Source organism: Bacillus sp. FDAARGOS_235 (assembly GCF_002073415.2).
Lineage (GTDB): Bacteria > Bacillota > Bacilli > Bacillales > Bacillaceae_G > Bacillus_A > Bacillus_A toyonensis.
The window spans coordinates 5,224,955-5,245,701 of the sequence record NZ_CP020437.2 but is presented as its reverse complement, the minus strand read 5'-3'; the positions used below and the strand labels follow the sequence as shown (position 1 = coordinate 5,245,701).

Annotated in this window: 20 protein-coding genes; 1 reads left to right on the top strand and 19 read right to left on the bottom strand. The window is 35.5% G+C overall.

Translation table 11 applies throughout. The features are described 5' to 3' along the window. Positions 1-6 precede the first annotated feature (6 nt). From A6J74_RS29430 to A6J74_RS29340, 18 genes are all read right to left on the bottom strand, one after another. Positions 7-996: a 5-oxoprolinase subunit C family protein gene (locus A6J74_RS29430; protein ID WP_000382263.1), complete on the bottom strand. Its 990-nt coding sequence runs from the start codon at positions 994-996 to the stop codon at positions 7-9. Continuing rightward, on the bottom strand, positions 987-1,700 hold the full coding sequence (gene pxpB, locus A6J74_RS29425; protein WP_000672291.1) for a 5-oxoprolinase subunit PxpB: 714 nt from the start codon (positions 1,698-1,700) through the stop codon (positions 987-989). Before pxpB ends, A6J74_RS29430 begins: the two co-directional genes overlap by 10 nt. A 14-nt stretch (positions 1,701-1,714) precedes the next feature. Then, entirely contained in the window at positions 1,715-2,467 is a 753-nt protein-coding gene (locus A6J74_RS29420) for an IclR family transcriptional regulator (protein ID WP_080609770.1), read from the bottom strand. Positions 2,468-2,911: 444 nt separating this feature from the next. After that, the gene (locus A6J74_RS29410) at positions 2,912-3,745 is read right to left on the bottom strand and encodes a DNA alkylation repair protein (protein WP_000628824.1); all 834 of its coding nucleotides are present in this window, start codon (positions 3,743-3,745) and stop codon (positions 2,912-2,914) included. A gap of 153 nt (positions 3,746-3,898) precedes the next feature. Continuing rightward, positions 3,899-4,450 carry a signal peptidase I gene (gene lepB / locus A6J74_RS29405; RefSeq protein WP_000662506.1) on the bottom strand — a complete coding sequence of 184 codons (552 nt, stop codon included), beginning with the start codon at positions 4,448-4,450 and terminating at the stop codon, positions 3,899-3,901. 23 nt (positions 4,451-4,473) lie between these two features. Then, positions 4,474-5,151 (bottom strand): copper homeostasis protein CutC, encoded by a 678-nt coding sequence (locus A6J74_RS29400; protein ID WP_000895104.1) that lies wholly within the window; start codon positions 5,149-5,151, stop codon positions 4,474-4,476. Positions 5,152-5,892: 741 nt separating this feature from the next. Further along, positions 5,893-6,348 (bottom strand): VOC family protein, encoded by a 456-nt coding sequence (locus tag A6J74_RS29395; RefSeq protein WP_000414361.1) that lies wholly within the window; start codon positions 6,346-6,348, stop codon positions 5,893-5,895. 316 nt (positions 6,349-6,664) lie between these two features. Then, positions 6,665-7,813, bottom strand: a complete 1,149-nt coding sequence (locus A6J74_RS29390; RefSeq protein WP_001218351.1) for an acyl-CoA dehydrogenase family protein — start codon at positions 7,811-7,813, stop codon at positions 6,665-6,667. A 238-nt stretch (positions 7,814-8,051) separates the two neighbouring features. Beyond that, the gene (locus A6J74_RS29385) at positions 8,052-8,684 is read right to left on the bottom strand and encodes a YdcF family protein (RefSeq protein ID WP_000662220.1); all 633 of its coding nucleotides are present in this window, start codon (positions 8,682-8,684) and stop codon (positions 8,052-8,054) included. Between the two features lie 325 nt (positions 8,685-9,009). Further along, positions 9,010-9,597 carry a GNAT family N-acetyltransferase gene (locus A6J74_RS29380; RefSeq protein WP_000402592.1) on the bottom strand — a complete coding sequence of 196 codons (588 nt, stop codon included), beginning with the start codon at positions 9,595-9,597 and terminating at the stop codon, positions 9,010-9,012. 112 nt (positions 9,598-9,709) lie between these two features. Beyond that, entirely contained in the window at positions 9,710-11,038 is a 1,329-nt protein-coding gene (locus A6J74_RS29375) for a YjiH family protein (RefSeq protein WP_001289430.1), read from the bottom strand. A gap of 171 nt (positions 11,039-11,209) precedes the next feature. Then, positions 11,210-12,337, bottom strand: a complete 1,128-nt coding sequence (locus A6J74_RS29370) for an alpha/beta hydrolase (protein WP_000088547.1) — start codon at positions 12,335-12,337, stop codon at positions 11,210-11,212. Between the two features lie 142 nt (positions 12,338-12,479). Continuing rightward, entirely contained in the window at positions 12,480-13,340 is an 861-nt protein-coding gene (locus A6J74_RS29365; RefSeq protein WP_000868380.1) for an AraC family transcriptional regulator, read from the bottom strand. Positions 13,341-13,415: 75 nt separating this feature from the next. Next, a complete protein-coding gene (locus tag A6J74_RS29360) occupies positions 13,416-14,297 on the bottom strand; it encodes an aminoglycoside phosphotransferase family protein (protein WP_001068238.1) in 882 nt (293 codons plus the stop codon). Next, on the bottom strand, positions 14,298-14,813 hold the full coding sequence (locus A6J74_RS29355) for a GNAT family N-acetyltransferase (RefSeq protein WP_000440855.1): 516 nt from the start codon (positions 14,811-14,813) through the stop codon (positions 14,298-14,300). A gap of 26 nt (positions 14,814-14,839) precedes the next feature. Beyond that, entirely contained in the window at positions 14,840-15,301 is a 462-nt protein-coding gene (locus tag A6J74_RS29350) for a DUF2691 family protein (protein WP_000820171.1), read from the bottom strand. 231 nt (positions 15,302-15,532) lie between these two features. Beyond that, positions 15,533-15,967 carry a ferritin-like domain-containing protein gene (locus A6J74_RS29345; protein WP_000282814.1) on the bottom strand — a complete coding sequence of 145 codons (435 nt, stop codon included), beginning with the start codon at positions 15,965-15,967 and terminating at the stop codon, positions 15,533-15,535. A 203-nt stretch (positions 15,968-16,170) separates the two neighbouring features. Continuing rightward, positions 16,171-17,352, bottom strand: a complete 1,182-nt coding sequence (locus A6J74_RS29340; RefSeq protein ID WP_000475852.1) for a YhgE/Pip domain-containing protein — start codon at positions 17,350-17,352, stop codon at positions 16,171-16,173. A gap of 172 nt (positions 17,353-17,524) precedes the next feature. On the opposite strand from A6J74_RS29340, the gene A6J74_RS29335 reads away from it, so the two are divergent. Continuing rightward, a complete protein-coding gene (locus A6J74_RS29335; RefSeq protein WP_001205673.1) occupies positions 17,525-18,142 on the top strand; it encodes a TetR/AcrR family transcriptional regulator in 618 nt (205 codons plus the stop codon). Positions 18,143-18,260: 118 nt separating this feature from the next. On the opposite strand, the gene A6J74_RS29330 is transcribed toward A6J74_RS29335, so the two are convergent. After that, on the bottom strand, positions 18,261-20,648 hold the full coding sequence (locus tag A6J74_RS29330) for an immune inhibitor A domain-containing protein (RefSeq protein ID WP_000728984.1): 2,388 nt from the start codon (positions 20,646-20,648) through the stop codon (positions 18,261-18,263). Positions 20,649-20,747 lie beyond the last annotated feature (99 nt).

Genomic DNA, 20,747 nt, shown 5'->3' with positions numbered 1-20,747 from the left:
CTACTCTCAGCTTCGTAAAGCGATGAACTTCTTTAATAGTTTCACATTTTCTTCCTGCTCTATGTACAATCGCTCCGCTTCTTCTATAGAAACTTTTTCAAAAGTTACATAGTCCCCTGGTTTCAGCTGGGCAAGCAGAGGTAAATCGACTGAAATGACATTTCCGATTCTCGGATAGCCACCTGTCGTTTGCCTATCTGCCATTAATATAATAGGCTGCCCACCATTTGGAACTTGAATGGTTCCAAATGTAACAGGACTTGATAGAATTTCTTGTTCTATTTCTCTATTTAAAACTTCCCCATCAAACCTATATCCCATGCGATCAGCATAATTGGACACTTTATACTCTTTCATAAAAAATGACTCTTTACTTTTTTCTGTAAACTGATTATATTCAAAATCTGTTATGACGCGAAGCGTAGGATGCTTCTTATATTTTGGTAAGACGTTATTTCGAATTGCCCATTTTGTTTTTATTCGCTCTTCCTTTTGTAAGTTCTGAATGAAACGACTCGCCATTTCTGCGTGCGTACCAATTTGAAAATAGTCACCCTTTTTGAGCATCCTTCCTTCAATCCCGCCAATAGCAGCTCGCATATATGTACTTTTACTTCCCATTGTATGATCAATATGAATACCACCAGCAAATGTTACATATGCTCTGCACCCACGTTTCGCTTTTCCAAAACAAAGCATGCTGCCTTCTTCTGCTAAAATAGGACGCCATAACGGAATTCGTTCTCCATTCAATAACGGTTCCAAATCCGCTCCGCCAATCGCGAGCAAAGTCGTTTTCTTTAGTAACAATTTAGGTCCCATTATCGTCATTTCTAAACCTGCTTCATTTTCTTCATTACCGACTAACATATTGATTAGCCTAAGTGCATTTTTATCCATCGCACCGCCAACTGGTACACCATACTGTTGATAATGAAATCGTCCTAAATCTTGGACTGTTGTAAGCATCCCCGCATGTAAAACCTCTACATCCATTCTTTAGCCCCCTCTAGCGATAAGTATTCTTCCTTTGTTACCGGGATAAAACGTAAATACATACCACTTTGAATATAGGTAGGTGATTCTTCTCTTGGATTAAATAATGAAATCGGTGTTCGGCCGATAATATTCCATCCACCCGGTGTTTCAAGCGGATAAATACCTGTTTGCTTTCCACCAATCCCTACCGAACCAGGAGCAATTTGTAACCGTGGTGTTTCTTTTCTAGGTGTTTCTAATTGTTTTGATAGTCCCCCTAAATATGGGAATCCTGGTGTGAAACCTAACATATACACAAAATATGTTGTTTCGCTATGTATACGAATAACATCCTCTACTTGCAAACCTTGATAATGTGCGACCTCTTCTAAATCCGGCCCATATTCGCCTCCGTAGCAAACTGGTATAGAAATATGTTTCACTTTCTGGTTCACTTCTTCTTTATATGAATCACACAGCTCCTGTATATATTGGCAAACGTAATCATATGACCTTTCACCTCTCTCATTTTGCATCCATACTTCGTACAAATTATAGTAAATTGCTAATGAAGTAAACGATGGCACACATTCAACCATTCCTGTAAATGGATGTTGTTTCAACGCTTGAAATAATCGCTGCACTTTTCCGTATATATCCATCCTAATTTCTTCACCAAACGTAACAATAATTGCTTGATCCCCTAACGCAGAAAATTTCATCCCATTCCCTCTTTCTATGCCAAAAAGCCGAGTTCTTTCGAAATGCGGTATGCTGTTTCTTTCACTTTCGCAGTAAAATATGAAATGTTACTTTCGCCATACTCAATTGCTAAACCTGAAACACTAATACCTGCTACAACCGTTCCATCATTCGCAAAAATCGGAGCTGCTATAGCTGCTGTATGATTTTCTAATTCAGAATAACTAATTGTGTAACCTTCCTTTTTCGCTAGTTGTAATACTTCTAGCAAATGTTCCTTATTCACAATTGTTCCATCCGCAAACTGTTTTAAATCGCTTTCCTCTATGTACTTCCTTTTCTCTTCCTCAGAAAAATAAGATAGTAAAATTCTCGGACATGCCCCCGCATAAAGAGGTGCTCTTCTTCCAACCGCTGTATAAACACGTACCGGCTGAACTCCTTCCATCTTTTCAACGTAAATTGCATCATTACCATCTTGAATAATTAAATTAACTGCCTGCCCTAAACTATCTCTAAGCTCTTTCATATATGGAATCGCAATATTTCTTACTGATAATCTTTGTGAAACAAGTTGCCCAAACCTTAAAAAAACGACTCCAAGACAATATTTCCCCTTCTCATTTTTTTGTAAAAGCTCCATTTCTTCTAGCGAACCGATTAAACGATAAACAGATGTTTTTGGCATATTTGTAAGCTGAACCATCTCTGTTAAACTTAACTCTTCATGCTCATAAAATAACTCTAAAATATCCATTGTCTTCACTGCCGTTTTATTTATACTCATCCTATCTCCTTTTTGTTCCGAATTTCGGAACTTTAATTCCATTTTTCGAAACAAAGATATAATTTAAAATTATAAAATATTCTTTCAATTCTATCAATATTTTTTTCACGTACATAATCCGATATATTTTGTCCGCTATTAAAAAAACACAAATAATAAGTGATTTATATAAAATAAAAGGCTCTTGAATGATTGACAAAACTTTAACACTTGAAGAACGAACTATTAGAATAAAAGTTACAATAAAAAAGTACGGAAGTTTAGATTTGAAATAAAATTTGATCACTTTTCATTAATAACACTGCTATAAAAGAAAATATAAAGAGCATGTTTGAATCAATTTTTGATCAAAACATGCTCTTCTCATTGTTATTCACAGTATTCTTTTTTAACTTGATTGATTGATTGTTCCTTCGTTCAACTAACAAGTCTATTAGGTACATATTACTTATTTTTCAAAATCGTTCTTTTAGCTTTTTTAATAATTCTACTAGTTGATTTTATATCAGTATCCTTTTCCCATTCTTCACACAGGTTCATTACCCAATCCGGTTTCGTTTTACTTGTATCATTTAACCAGTTTCCAACCGAATCTTGGACATATTTTGATGGATCTGATTTAAGTAAATTAAGAATAGGAAGTGCTTTTTCAGGTTCTTGTTTTAATATTTCAATATGTTTACTCCATACACCTCGAGGACGAATAGATTCTACAGAGAACCTACGAATATTCTCATCTTCACTTTTTGCCCATTCTACTAACAACTCCACACTTTTTTCTATATTCTGTGAAAGATCTTCTCTAATAGACATCCAAGCAATTTCTCGAACACCAAAATGATGATCCGCTGCAAAAGGTCGAATGTACGTTAATGTATCTTTTAATGTGTTATTTGATTTTTTATTCATAAACGCTGCCCAACATCGTACACTATCTGAAATATGATTAGATAATTTTAACAATACATCTTCCTTGTTTCCTTCATTCTCTTTGAGTATAATTTCATCCAATAAAGTTCCTGTTATTCGTATGACTTTCATTCCTGTTTCCACGTTCTGTTTTTCTAATTCAGCTACTATGCTTTCCAAACTATTCTTGAGTCCTATTGAAGGTAAGACATTTTTGAGTAGTTCAATATGATTTATAGCTAGCCATTCTGTTAGATTAATACTTTCTAATTTCCCTTGCTGTAGTAATTGTAAGACCTCTTTAGGAATTTCGTTTACTTTCCTGGCTCCTTTCCTGTTTAAGATAACTTCTGCTTCTTTCGTTATCATTTAAATTCCCTCCTTGCAACACTATTTTCAAATAAACAGAGGTCATTTTGAAAAATAATAATCAAAATGACCTCTGTCTTTCTTAAATGAACATTCAGTTTTACAAAAAATGTGATTTAAATCCACAAGAAGAACATTTCTCCCATACTTGCTTTATAACGCTCTTACTTGTTTCAATGGCCAGAAAACAGCTTGTCCTTTTCCAACAATTTCATCTTCTGAAATAAAGCCAAACATGCGACCGTCCTTAGAAACTTCACGATTATCTCCTAAAACAAATACTTGGCCTTCTGGCACTTTCGTTTTCCCTGTGATTTGTTCTAATGTAAAGTCTGGAGTTAATACACGGCCAGCTGCTTTTTCTTTAAACTCTTTTAAATACGGTTCTTCCATCGCTTTTCCGTTTACGTATAAAACATCGTTTTTATACTCAACTGTATCACCTGGTAAACCAATTACTCGTTTTACTAAGTCGTACCCTTCTTTTCCGTGGAAGACGATAACATCGAAGCGATCTAATCCACTTATACTATAACCAATCTTATTCACGAGAACGCGCTCATTATTTTCTAACGTTGGCATCATCGATTCACCTTGCACTAAAGAAGGTGTAAATAAAACACCGCGAATAATTACAATTAGTACAAGGGTAAACCCTATTGTTTTAACCCAAGAGAATAATTCTTTCTTCGTATTTTCCTTCATCGTTTCTCCTCTTTCTTATGCACTTATTTTATTATTTCAACTAATTCTCGCACTAAACTTCGATCAATTTCAGAAAAACATGATTTACCTTCTCTTACCGCTGTACCGACATGAGCTTGCGAAATTCCAGTTTCATCTAATAACTGCTTTATATTTTCTTTCGTTACACCACTTCCAGCTACAAGTTGAATTTGACCATCGCTTACCTTTTGCATATCTTTAAGCACTGGAATATTATCTACTATATTTCCTTGTCCACCTGAAGTTAACACGTGAGTCACTTTATGGAATTCCTTTAAAGTTCTCATCGCTTCTACTAGGTTTTCTATATCATCTATCGCACGGTGATACGTTACATTTATTCCATCTACAACAGATAACAAATCTGCTAGCTTCTCTTTATCAACTTCTTTTTGTTCGTTTAATACGCCTAATACAACGCCTGCTGCACCTAACTTCTGCGCAACGCTAATGTCTTCTTTCATCATTTCAATTTCTTCTTCCGTATATGTAAAAGACTTCGCATGCGGACGAATCATAACGTGAATCGGTATATTTACTGCTTCTACCGCTTTTTTAATAAATGCATAACTCGGCGTTAATCCACCTTCTGTATAAGATGAAATTAATTCAATCCGCTTCCCACCCGCGCTTTCAATTCGTTTCACATCTTCTAAACATGTTGCAATAACCTCTAGCATGAGATAACCTCTTTTCGTACTTTTTTCTTATTATACATTAGTAAAAATAAGAAACCTAGCTTTCTCCTATAAAACTATAAAAAGAAGAATGAAAAGAAAGATTTTTTCAATTGATAACACTTATTTGTAATGTGCTATTTTTCATGAACAATACTACTAAAAAGAGAAAAAGATATACATCTTACAAAAGAACATTCCATTATCTCTCGTTCAGATGTATTTTTTAGAATTGAGTTCTTCGAAGCTATTCAAGGGATGCTGCCCATTGCTATCAAGCTAATATTTTGGAGCATCCTCAAAACAAAAAATTGTACATCCTCATCTGGAGATGTCAATTTTCTCGCTTTGGAGTAGTTGCTCTTCTTAGTTTGATGAGCATAGGGTAGCTCAGGAAAATACGAATTTACAACGTTAAAGAAATTCCAAAATTAAAAGCCAAATTTCTCAATATTAAAATTAAGGAAATTGGCTTTTTTGTCGCTCTGGAGAAGAGCCCTTTTATTGAATAATAAATTTCTTCAAATTGAGAAGAATTAGCATATAACGTTTTCACAGAGATGTTGCCTGAATCTCTTCCCTGCTTCTTCCCCGGCGACCAAGTGGTTCGGAGAGTCCTTTCGCTTGCATGTTATGTTATATGACGTACCCTACTTCTTAAAGTTACTTTCACACTACTATTCTGTTTCAATTTTCACTTCAGTAATATATTTCAGTAAAGTTTTTTTATAAAACGTCACTTTCTTATTTGTTACCGAGTTGTTCCGCCAAACCGATTAGAAGCCCTTCGGTTCCACGAATGTAACAGAGTCGATACGAGTCCTCGTACTGAACCACTTCGCCAACGAGCTGAGCACCACACTTAGTCGTGAGTCTGTATACCATTTCGTCAATGTCTTCAACAGTGAACATGACGCGTAAATAACCGAGGGCGTTTACAGGAGCAGTCCGGTGATCTGATATAGTAGGTGGGGTGAGAAATCGCGAAAGTTCAATTCGGCTGTGGCCATCTGGCGTAACCATCATAGCAATCTCTACGCACTGGGAGCCCAGTCCGGTTACGCGACCAGCCCATTCACCTTCGACAGTAGCTCGCCCTTCGAGTTTCAAGCCAATCTCCTCGAAGAAAGAGATTGCGTCATCAAGAGATTCTACAACGATACTGACATTGTCCATTCTTAGTAATTTGTTCTTTTCCATAGTTTTATCTCCTTATGTGTAAACATTTATTATCTAATCATCTTCATAAATTATTCTATTAAAAGTTACAAATTCCTTCCCAACAAAAAACACCTTATCACCGTTTACATCCAAACTGGCATTACAATAAATATTTTTCATCTAGGAACATTCATCAAATCATGATAATCATTTATATGAAAACACTACATTTCAAACTAGGATGGCAAACAAATAAAAAGCACGTGTTCGATTACTAATCAAACACGTGCTTTCAAAACAACTATATTGTCCATAAACAATAACATTTAAATTCATAAGCTCTATTCCTAAAACATCACGACCGAAATGCTACATCCGCCAGTATAGACAATGTTGCATCATCCATCGGCGGATTGTGTAAACCCGCTCTGACATTTAAGTAATAACGATGAAGTGGATTTTTTTCTGATAAACTTTTTGCCCCTACGATACGCATTGCTTTATCTACTATAGATATCGCCGCATTTGTTACTGCGTATTTCACTGCCGCTAGTTCTGCTTGTAGTGATAGTTTATCTTCTGCCTCATCGTACTTTTTCGCAATTTGATATAAAAAGACGCGAGCTTGCATAAGCTCAAGCTCTATTTCTCCAACTAATCTTCTAACACTCGGTAATAAACTAATAGAATGGTTTAAACTATTTGGCTTGTATGATTCCGCAAACTGAACTGCATAATTTCTTGCTGATTGTGCGATTCCTAAATAACATGCTGGTATATGTAGCAACCAGCCAATACCCTTTTGTTTCACTTTCCCGCCCAATACATTCGTAAAGAAGCGGTTTTCTATCTCCACATTTTGTAAGACAAGGTCGTGGCTAGCAGTTCCTCGCATCGCAACGCTATCCCATGTTTCTTCAATTGATACACCGAGCGTATTTCTTGGAATGACAAACTCACCAACTTCTTCTCGGCCTTCCATACTTGCTGAAATAATAAAATAATCAAGTACTGGTGCCATCGTTGTAAAAGTTTTCCTTCCATTTATAATCCACTTCTCGCCTTGTTGCACCGCGATTGTTTCTGGTTTACCACCACGCGTCGGACTTCCTGTTTTCGGTTCTGTTGCTGCCCGATTAAAGAGTGCACCATTACGCACTTCTTCGCAAAACCATTTGAACATTCCATCATTCCAAGAGCGATTTTCAGCTAGCTCTTTTACAATACCGATATGCCATCCAATCGATAATGCAGTAGCTCCACAGCCTTCTGCAATTTTCCCTTGAAATAAAACGAAGTCATATAAAGAAATCGCACTACCACCAAATTCCTTCGGTAACGTTATTTTCGTATATCCGATATCTTTTAAATTATTAATATTTTCATACGGAAATGATCCTAATTCACTTAATTGATGCTCCCTTTCCATGAACTTCGGAATCAATTTATTTATTTGTTCAATAATGAAAGATTGTTCTTCTGTTTCAACAAATGAGAGTGCCATACTATAATCTCCTTTATCCCGCTATTTGCGGGCAGTAAAACTCCCACCTCAAAATTCAGGTGGAGCAAAGAAGTTCAATGGGAGTCGGGCTGCCCGTAAATGCTCGATTCATAAACCGTTCATTTTGTCATTATGATTATATGAAGCTACCTCTCTATTGTTTCACTATTCCGATAAAAATACAATGTTTTTGGATTATAAGAAAAATACCTATAGAAAAACAGGTCCTTTTCTTATATTAATCCCCCTTCAATGCCTTTAGCGGCAAAGAGGTTACATATCCGATATACGAGAATAATTCTTTAAAAAAGAATGGAATTTCTGTATCTAACGTTTTATATGCTGATGTTGGAGTCGGTGAAGCATATGCCTCAATGTTAATATGTTTTGCGATTCTCATTGCGCGTTTCATATGAAGTGGATCACTTACAATCGTGTATGAGTGTATTCCGTTCTCTATTCCAACTTCCTTCGCATTCTTTAAATTTTCTTCAGTGAAAAGGGATTTTGTTTCAATTAAAATATCCTCCTCTTTTACACCTTGTTTCAATGCATATACTCTAGCAGTGCGAGCTTCCTCAAGCTCGGCTTCAAACTTTGTACCACCTGTAAAAATAATTTTCTTAATGTTTCCGTTTTTATATAGAGAAATCGCGTGATTAATTCTTTCCTTAAATACAGGAGATGGTTTTCCGTTCCATGAAGCTGCTCCTAGCACGATACCAGCATCTGTCTTCACATCATCATCCGTTTTAAAGCGATAACTCCAAATATCGTAAGCTGCATAGCTCACATACAAAATAGCAGAACAAATCATTAATAAAAACACTTGAAAGATTCGTCTTTTTTTACTCTTCTTATTTTCTTTCATTTGTAATTGCCTCCGTACATCATCCATACTTCTATAAAAAAACATTTATATCAAATCGTTTTGTTTGAGTTTGTTTAAAAGAAGGTATTTTACTTATTATATATAAAAGGGTTTTCATTTAAAATTGAGGATTATCAATTCATTTTTCATTTGCGGTTTTCATTACAATTTTAATTCATTAGTTTATTACCATACAACTACATTGTAACGAATTTTTTCTCAGAAGGGAATGATGAAACAAAAGTAAATTAAATAAGTTAGTGTTTTGTAAGAAAAAAAGGTATATTATTCGCAAATTACGATCATATACCTTACAAAATACGAATTATAGCTTTTCTTTGTATAACTCTAATTTTTCTAACAATTCTCCTTTCACGCCTGACCATTCACTCGCAATAATACTGTACACAACTGCATCTCTCACATGACCGCTCGGCAATCTTCTTTCATTTCTTAGCACACCTTCTTTTACCGCACCTAACCTTTCAATTGCTCGTTGTGCTTTTTCATTTCTTACATCCGTCTTAATTTGCACTCGTAGCATATGCAGTTTTTCAAAAGCATACTGGAGAAGCATATACTTACATTCTGTATTTATACTCGTACGTTGCACAATTGGATGGTACCACGTCTGCCCTAACTCCACTGTTTTATCTTCTACTGAAATATTATATAAACGTGTACTCCCTACAATCTTGTTCGTCTGTTGATCCACTACAGCGCAAGGGATTTGTGTACCCTTTCCATAACTCTTTATCGCTTTTTGAACATATTGCTGCATATCTTGAACAGTTTCCATTTTAGAGATTAAATACGCCCAAATTTGCCTATTTCCTTCTACAATCGAAAACAAAGTTTCGACATCACCACTATCCATTAACCGTAACTTCGCTCTTTCGTGAATGATTTCCATTTGTAAGCCCCCTTCTTTTGTTACTATAACATATGAATAAATATCTCAAAATTTATATATAATGATTTTAACAACAAAAATCCTCGCTCACATAGAAAGCGAGGGTTTCCTATTAAAGCACCAAATAAGCAATCGGCGTAATAATAAGCAACGTTAATATCGTTCTCTGCACGTACAAAATAATAAGTTCAGATACTTTTAACGGAATATCTGTCGATAATATACAAGGGATTGAAGCGGAGAAAAACAAAATAGATGATACCGAAATAACCGCAATGACAAACTTTGTCACGAGCGGCGCACTTACAACTAATAATGATGGTAAAAACATTTCTGCAATACCAACTGATACCGCTTTAGCAGCTAAGTCTGCTTCTGGTAATTGTAAAACCCATGTAAATGGATAAAAAATATAACTGATCCAATCAAATATTGGCGTGAACTTCGCTAAGACGATACCAATTAACCCTACTGACATAATAGATGGTAAAATTCCCATCGTCATAATAAAACCGTCTTTTAAGTTCACTGCAATATTTTTCATAATGCTCGGTGCAGATCTTGATACTTCTAATGCATCTTCCCAAGCACGTTCTAACATTTTTTCCTTATAAACGGGCTCTGGGAACCCTTCTTTCGTAATATATGTATCGGGCTTTCTACTAAGAGGTGGGATTCTTACGGTGATAGCAGTCACGATGAATGTTACTACAAGTGTAGTCCAAAAATAAACATTCCATAAATGCATAATGTCTAATGTTTTTGCGATGATGATCATAAATGTTGCGGATACTGTAGAAAATCCTGTAGCGATAATGGCTGCTTCTTTTGTCGTATACTTTCCTTCTTTATATACGCGGTTCGTAATTAATAAGGCTAGTGAATAACTTCCAACGAAGGAAGCAACCGCATCAATTGCCGATCGTCCCGGCGTATTCCATAAAGGTCTCATAATCGGACGGCAAAATGTACCGATAAATTCAAGCAACCCATATCCGACTAATAACGCTAAAAACGCCGAACCAATCGGAACGAGTAAACTTACCGATATAACTAGTTTCTCATACAAAAACGGCCCAACATCTGGTGCAAAAAACCAAGCTGGTCCCACTTTAAAACAATATAATACGCCAAAAACAACACCAACTACTTTTAAAATAGAAAAACAAATGTCTACGATAGATGCATTCCATTTCTTCGTATAAAATGGATAAATCGCACCAATCACCATAACAAACAATGCATAATAAGGTACTACGCCCGGAACTGAAGTACGGATCCACGATACGATATGATCAATCATAATAGAAGAAGCTCCATTTATCGTAACAGGTACGAAAAACATAAACACCCCAACGAGACTAGCGAGTATAAACCGAAGAATCATACTCCTCTCTCTTCCTGTCTTAATTACATTACTTTTTAATTCAATTTCACTCAAAATCCGACACCTCCTATTATCTAAATATTCTGTATAATATAGTTTTATTCCTTCTTTTGATCTTGAATATTTAATCATATAAAAAAGCCTAATTTGAAACATTTAGATCAAATTAGGCTTTTTATATACTTTTTAGATATTCTCACTTAAAGCACAAAGTAGAGTTTAAAATCATTGCTCGAAGTAGGAGTCTTTCTTACTATTCTTCAATATAAAACTCCCCATCTCAATCGCTAAATCTTCACTTTGAGGATAGACACCTACATTATCTCCATACGCGTGCCCTAAACCACGATAGAGAATCGTTTCAGTATCCACTCCTTGTTTCTTCAATTTAGCTGCATACGCTAAACATTCAATCATTAAAAAATCATGTTCTCCTACCGTAATAAATGTACTTGGATAATCTGAAGATACATCAACGTATGGACTTAAATACTTCGAATGAATGTCTTCCGTACCAAGTATTTCTGCCATCCCTCCGACCATTGCATGCATCATATTAAGCATTTTTTCTAATCCTTTTTTATATTTCGGAGCAATCTCATATTTATCTATACTCCAAGAATAAAACTCGTCTTCATAGTCACACATGTTAAGTGTAGGGTACAGAAGTAATTGCCCTTTAACGAAGTTTCTACCATCTTCCATATCTCTCGTTGTACAATACTGTGCTAAGTTCCCTCCAGCACTATCACCCGCAACAAAAATATTATTCTTATCACCGCCGAATGCTTCAGCATTCTCATAAATCCATTTTAAAGTAGTGTAACAATCTGTATGTCCATTTGGAAAAGGATGTTCTGGAGCTAATCGATAATCTACAGAAAAGGCTAGTATATCTGTTTTTTCTACTATTAATTTCACAAGTTCTTCTACCACATCTGGTGATCCTGCCATGAATCCGCCACCATGAATAAAATATAAAATTGGCGCGTTTTCTTGTTTTGAAATACTATTATAAATCCTTATCGGAATGTCATATCCATCTTCCGCTTTAACCGTTTCATTCGTAATATTTATATCTTTCGTTACGATTGGAACGCTTTTAATACCATTAAACTGCTTTCTCATATTCTTTACCGATTTTTCAGAAGCGTCCATTTTCATCATATTTTTAGGCATAAACCTCATTATATTCATTTGAACCTTCATATCTTTATAAAGACGTGGATCCATTGCTCCCTTTTCATCGCAATCTGGTATATTTTTCACTATTACTTCTGCGCCTTGTACATTGATGGTTTCTTGTTTTTCTTGAATCTTTTCTAATAAATCTAAGCTATATTTTCTAGACATTCACTATTCCCCCATCTCTTTTTTAACGCTTTCATTTTCCGAAAAATTATATAACCGTATACATTTCCATTTACTAAATAAAAATACGTTCCATATACAAAATGTAACATGGAACGTATTTTTATTGTTGTTCATATTTGATTCAATTATTGTCATTTTTTGATATGATATTTTTTCTATACTGTAATGGTGTATCCCCATATTTCCCTTTAAACTGCGAAATGAATGACTTCACATTGGGAAATCCATGTTTCACTGCTATATCTTGTATAGAATTCGTACTGCTAATAATATCTTCATACGCTTTATGAAGCCTGTATCTCGTTAAAAAAGAGATGAAATTTGATCCGAAAGATTTTTTGAACATCCGAGAAAAATGTTCCTCACTTACAAAAAAGTGTTTCGCTACATCTTTCATTTTAAGCTTTTCATCATAATGTTCATACATATATGTAATTATCTCTTTTTGTTTATTTCCAAATTGAAAATCATTATCTTCTTTTTTTCTATCTTTACAGTGGCGCAATAGAATATAAACAATCTCATAAATTAAACTATTCATTTTTATATAACTTAACTCATCAAAATTTGTGACTAACTCCTTTAATTCATAAAATATTTGTTGGAGCTTTTCTTTCTGCACAAATGATGCTTGTAGAGTAAATCTATATTTATCAAAATCAGCATTTAGCTCTTTAAGAAATTCATACGAAACTATTAACATCATTACTGCACAACTTGCATTCTCAACTTTTTCAAATTCGTGCACATCTCCACTGTTTACAAAAATAAACTCGCCAGCTGATACTTTCTTTTTTTGCCCATTTACATACAAAAAAACGTCTCCATATATTACTAAACTAATTTCAATACTTCTATGCCAGTGTGGAGGGATATAGTAGTGAAAATCAGCCGGAAGTCTTGTGCTATCTATATATTCAACCATACCTGGAATTCTATCACGCAATTTTATTTCTTCATATTTCCCTTGCCTGACTTTCAATTATGTTCCCTCCTTTTTATTGCATAGTAAACGTCAAATAACTTCAATCAAAACTTGTGCTACACATTACTATTTTCATCTCATTTTATAATCATCCACAATCACTTGGATTACACGATATGCTTCCTCAGCTACTTTTTCATTACTATTTCTATTCGCATCATATGTAATTAACGCCTTCCAAAGCGCCCATCCTCTCGCTCTATCCCACGTTTCCTCATCCATCCTCAACACTTCTTTAAATACATTTCTACTATTTTCATCAAAAAATGTCCATGCCATCGCCGCGTCACACGACGGATCACCTACTCCTAGTATACCAAAATCAATTACGGCACAAAGCTTTCCATCTTTAACGAGTAAATTCCCTGGCGCAACATCTCCATGAATCCAAACTGGTGTGCGTTCCCATTTTGATCGGAGCGCTAAATCCCAAAGGTGCTTTAACAATGACTCATCAAAAGCGTCTTTATTGTTTTCAATAGCTACTCTCGCTTCTTCATCGTATACAGATATAAACCCGCCTCGGTAAAAGTTATGCGCTCCAGCTATTGGTCCGTTACTAGAATCAATGGATTGCAATTCTAGTAGAAATGATCCTAAGTCCGCTGCGAATTCATGTAAGTCACGAACATTTTCTTTCTTAACTGTCTCTCCCTCTATCCACTTATTAATAGACCATGGCCACGGATACTCTTCAGACGAATGCCCTTTTGCAATTGGTGCAGAAATTGGTAAAGAAAGTTCCTTATTTAATATAGGAAGCCACTTGTTTTCTTTCTCTACTTGCGGTGCATATGCTGCATCACTTGGTAATCTAACACTCATCTGATCTCCTAAGTGAAACGTTCTATTATCATGCCCACTAAACTTTACAGGTTTCACTTCTAAATGTGCCCATTCAGGAAACTGTTTCTGTATTAACTTCTTAACTAAACTTACGTTAATTGGATTCATTTATTTGCTCCTTTTCTTTTGAAACTTACTAAGCCCATCCGTACTGCCCACATACTCAAAATCATTTTTCTTATAAAAATCATTCAACGTACGATTATGTCCCACACAATCTAACTTCAAGTACTCTTTATCACACTGTACATTTTCTTCTACCCACTGCAAAATCGATTCTCCTATTCCATTCCCCTTATACTTCCGTCTCACCGCAAATCTATGAATATATACTGAATCCGAAACTTCCTCTTTACCAAAAATATGTTCATCCCATTCATTTTGTTTAGGAGATGCTGTAATCGTACCAACAATTTCATCTTCTTTCATAACAATATACGTATATTTATTTCTTATACATTCTAATATTTCAGCTGTAGCCTCTCCTCCTAACAGATACTGCCATTGATCTACTTCTTTATGTTGTAACCACTCTGCTACTTCTCTTAATAGAGTAATAATAGTATCGCTCTCCTCTTCAGTAGCAGTTCGTATTGTATATTCTTTAACTGTATTTCTCTCCATATTGCCGTTCCCCTTTCAAATTACTACTATACTGACAAACGCGTTCTACCGTCATTTTCGTCTGTAACGTATTCAACATAAAAACCTTGATTCAGTGCGTTTTCATACATCAATTCAATCGCTTTTGGGTCTTTAGCGTAAATGTGTATATAATCACCGTCCGCTACTAATACGACTACTTCACACTTGCTCTCTGTGAACTCTTCATATGTTTCAATCTCTTCTAATACTTCTCCTTTTGGATACGCTTTTAAATCTGCAAAAATGAGATAATATATGTTGTCTTTTATTAATTTTTTCAATTCTAATCCACTCATTACCTTGTTATCTTCTGAGAATAATTCTGATCCTAATCCATCAGGTAATCTGAAATAAGATTCCTCATTTTCCACTCGCCAATCAAATAACGTAATATCGATCGGCTTTAACACTTTCCAAAGTAGATTATCATATTCATTTGCAATATCTACAATAATTCCTCTTTTCATTTATTTGCTCCTAGCTTATTTATTTTCGCTTTCATTTCATACATTATATACCAAATTCAACTACTATATTTTGTCGATACCTATGTAACTTGTATTTCACCGCGAAAAACCGTCCCACTACTTATGAAACGGTTTCTTTCTGCTTATATTTAAGTTTTTCATTCAATTGTTGCACTACGCTTTAAAACAATTTCTAATATATTCATCACATCAGCCACTCATTCTTTATACTCACTTCGACTTCACAAAATAATATAAAAACCAAACCGCATGATTTTGTTCATCTGCAGCTATTCTCCGTAACAAATCTTTCACAGATGCATCCGATGTTTCATCTGAAATTTCCAAATAAAAATCTACTGTCCTTTGCTCATCCTGTATAGCGAATTCTAATCCTTGTAAGTACGTATTCGGGCATTCTTCGGTAATCTGTGGTTTAGGCTGCCTGCCAGTTAAGTTCGTATAAATTTGGACAAAGTTTTGGAAATGCTTTATTTCATCATTACGAATTTCAAGAATCTGATTTCGTTCTACTTGATTTGGAGCCATGTTAGCTAACTTTGCGTAGCAGCTTATAGCGCTATATTCTCCGTTTATAGCTTTTTCAATATCACTTATCAACTTATCATTTTGCCTATACCAATCATGATAATTCGAATTATACATCGTATCCCCTCCATAATTTCGCATAACATTTTATGCACTTTGAAATAGTAGGAGCATGTATACAAAAAAATTACTGCAAACACGAATACTTCAATCACGTATAACATATTGTAAAACCCTATCTATCGCTGCTTAATTTCCTTAACGATTCCTAATGATTTCATCAAAAAACGCTTCACTACGAGTGAAACGTTTTTTATCTTTTAAGCATTCAATTCCATTTTATGTCCCTTTACTGCACTACGCTTCAATGCAGTTGCTAGTATAACAACCATACTTACCACACCAATCCAAATGAGCACAGTAACAGGTGTATTCCAGCTTAACCCTTTTCCGAAGAAGAAGATCTCCCTGAGTCCTTCGATCATAAATTTCATTGGTAACCAAGAATAAACCCAATTTTGATAAAATGGCGACAACATTTCAGGTGCTAATGATAATAACGGTGCCCCGAAGAATAGTAAGAGTGCGAATAAACCGATACCTTTTAGCCCAACTAATGAAAGTACCGCCGATATCATTAAGAAGAAGCTAAAAGACGTGATGGATAAGAACAACGCTGTCTCCGTGAAATTCGAAATATTTAATCCTACCATCCCATCTGCAATCCACGTAAGGCCAAAACCAATTACAAGTGTCGCAACTGCTCCAGCTACTATTTGTTTTAGTTTTAATCCAAAGTTTTCTTTTCTTGTACGTACCGGCATTTTACTAAGCGCAATAAAAATAATTGCTGCGTTAGCTAAACTTGCAATCCATAACGGCTGAAATAATGACATTGGTGAGTTACCGTTCGCACTGTTTTTTCCGACCTCATTCACATTTTTCACGTGCTTTACAATAGGTGTTACTAATTTCGAAGCTTGATCTGTTGTTAAAGTAGCTCCCCTTGCTTTCAATCCATCTAATATTTGTGTGCGAACATTGTTGCTCATATTATCCACTACACCATTTAACATTTGCCCTGCCATAGTTGATGCAGCCATATTCATTCCTTGATTAATTAATATTTCTACTTCTGGTGAAGATGGCTGCGGTGTTCGTAATGAAGCCTGTTTCATACTAAATTCTTTCGGAATGACGAATGCGGCATAATACTCTTGATTATTTAAACCTTTTTGAACTGCTTCCTTATTTTTCACTTCTACCCACTTCACCGCAGGTTCTTCATCTGATTTCGCTGTTTTTTTGATATTATCAACAATTGTTTGCCCCATATTCATTTTCGGTTGATTTGGAACTTCTACACCTTGATCCTCATTTACAATTGCTATTGGCAAGTTTTTTGGCTTTGGTTGAACAGTTGGGAATAATGTTAATGAAAAAATAAAAACAACAAGTAGTGCAATAACTGGTGCTAACAATAAAAGTTTGTTTTTAAACATTTTCTTTTCTCCTCCTTTAATTTTCGTTACAATAAATGAACAACGTGTTGTTTATTTATATTTTGAATTATATGTTTGAGCTAAATCTTATTCAATAATCAAAAATCGTGAATGTGTCGGTTATAAGACACTTTTTCTAAATGTGTTGAGTAAAATTAAGGAGGGACATGCTTTGCGTGATAGTAATTTAGATTTACGTGTTATTCGTACGAAAACGGCCATACGAAATGCACTAGTGGAGCTTATTGAAGAAAAAGGTTTTGACGCCATTACAGTAAAAGATATTACAACGAAAGCGAACATAAATCGCGGTACATTTTATGCACACTATCAAGATAAATTTGATTTAATGACGAAATGCCAAGAAGAAATTATGCATGAGTTTTCTAGCATTGCCAAACAAAAATTCCCTGAAGTGATTGCCGATCTTGGCTCAAACCCTTCCCCAACGACGCCATTTGTACTTATCGCTTCTATTCTTGAATTTCTAAATGAAAATAGTGATTTTATGAAAGCTGTGTTAAGTCCAAAAGGAGATTTATCTTTCCAAACAAAACTGAAAGACTTTATGTGGAAAACACTATTTGAAGATACGAATGGGGCTCTTATTGATAAAGAGAGTTTGCTTGTTCCAAGCGAATACCTAACTTCTTATATGGCATCTGCTCATATAGGTGTCATTCAGCAATGGTTAAATAATGGCCAAAAAGAAACACCTAAGGAAATTGCTCGTATTTTATCAACTATCGCAGTTCACGGCCCGTTTTATGCGGCTGGTTTAAAGAAGTAAGCCAACCTGTATAGAAATATATTTTAATCAATCTGGACATCAACTAATTGCTTAATGAAATTTATGTTTCTATGAAAAAAGCTGTTGAAAGGAATCCCCTTCAACAGCTTCTCCATTATTAACGATATAAACGAACTGCACCTGCAGAATTATCATCTGCTTGTCCAACTACTTCAAATTTCAATCCAAACTTCGGTAATTTACGTCCTGCATCTGGGATTAAATCATTTATATACAATTTAGAATCATCAAACTTCGTTACACCTGGTAATCCTTTGTAATCATATGTTCCGCGTGTTGGAGATACAACTTTCCATGCTGGCGTCTGGTTAAAGGAGAATGCAGCATCTGCGATTTGGTATCGTGTACTACCTTGAACAGTTGGTTTGCCGTTTAGCGTTCCAACAATTGCCTCTGGGTGAGAGTCAACAACCCCTAAGAAACCTTCGCCTGGATGAATACCAACCCAATTATCTGTAAAGCTAGAGTCTGCATACCATACAACAAGACCTGTATTATACGGTACACCGCTGCTATATTTTAATGCTTGGTCAGCACCAGCGTAGTTTCTCCACTCTAAATAGTAGTTATGTTTCTTCTTATCAAAACCGTTTGCTACAACGAAACCATTTAATTTTAATTTCGATTCGCCTTCTGCATCATCAGAGAAGACAACATTTCCATCTACAGTTAATGTAGCGTTATCAAAAGTAAAACCGTTCGGTGCTAAGCCACCATCTGTAATGTATTCAAATACTAGTTTTACTTTTTGACCTTTAAATTTGCTTAAGTCATATGACTTATCTACCCATTTACCATCCGTTGTATCTAGACCATTTTTCACATTCTTTTCGCCAATTCGATCGACTAACGTTTTCTTATTATCCTCTGTCACTGCATATACTTCAAGGAAGTCATAATCTGTTTCAATTTCATACAATGACTTGTAATCAAACTTCGCCAGTGTTGCATTTGTTAAATCAAACACTGGTGTTTCTAATGTTGTATGAAGATTATCGCCTTTTGTACTATAGTAATATTTCTTACCGAATGCAGGCTGAATACCTTTCACTTCTTTATCTGGTAAGTTAACGCGAATTAGACCAGGACGAGCTGATTTCGTTACACTTTGGTCTAAGTACGTTGCAAAACCGATACCACGATTTAATTTATCATAGTCTACCTCTACAATATTTGCCCAGTTTCCACCCATGTTCTTTTGAAAGAACTCTTTGTTTTGCGGAGAGAAACTTGGTGGCGTTGTACCTGCAATTTTACCAGCCCAGCTGCCGCCACTCATAACAGACCAAGAGTTAATTGGCTCCCCTGCTCCTGAATACTTCGTATCATACTCATCCGGAAGGCCTAAATCATGACCAAATTCATGTGCGAATACACCAACTGCTCCGTCTTCTGGCTCAATTGTGTAATCGTACGCTGCCATTTTACCGCCCCAGTTATCAACTTTTGCTTTTGTTCCTTCAATTGGATATGGTGTTCCAAGGTGCCAACGATGCGACCAAATTGCATCATCACCTAGTCTACCACCGCCTCCATCTTGCCCAACTCCAGCGTGAATGACCATTAAGTGATCAATCAGACCATCTGGTTCATTTTTATTGCCATCACCATTATTGTCATATTGATCGTATTCGTCAAATTCAGATAAATCAATACCACTTTCTACAGCCGCATTTAATGCTTCTTTTACAAAATCACGAGGTCCTTTTGGTCCTTTATTATCATGGCCGCCATCTCCTGCATCTGCGCCATAATCTGCCGCATTACCAGGAACTGTCAACCACTTTGTTACTGTGCCATCTACTGTATAACTACCACCAGATTGCTCTTCATAATATTGTTTAAATGTTGGTACTTTTGAACCATCAAAGAGTGTAAATGGCTCATTACCAAATAACATTTTTTGATAATGTTCTGGATTAAAATCATTTGAATACATATAACCTGGTACTTGATCAATATTGTTATGCTTAAAGTCAGCAAACTCCACCAACAATACAAGCACTTTATCTTTACGGACATCACCATTATATTGTTTTTGCTTTGCTGAAGTAGTTGGTACTTTGCCGTTTAATCCCCCTTTAACCGGCTCTTGTCCAACTACCGGGCCACTAGCAGGTTGATCAGCTTTTTCTTTCGCATCTGCTTTTGCATCTTTCACTTTTTTCAAAAAGTCAAACGCTTCTCTCGAGACACTATCCCCTGTTGCTGGTTCTTTCCCAGCATTTTCGCCTTTTTTCTTCTCTACGTATTTTTCAACAGCTTTTAATGTGTCTTCTTTCGACGCAGAATTATTAATTACACCGCGTTTCTTGAGCGCATCTGCTAGACGGTCCTCTTGAATTAAATTTTCATCAATCGGACTTAAAGATCCTACATTAGACGGCGTTGCCGCATAAACAGATTGACTACCTACCCCAAATGTGCAACTAAGCACTGCTGCCGCCGCAAGCGTAGACAGCACTTTAAAAGGCTTTTTCTTCATCCCTATTCCTCCCCAATATTAAATACGTTATAACGCTTATATAATAATGAAAATTCAGATAATTTACAATATGTTGTCTGAATTTGTAATATTTTTGAA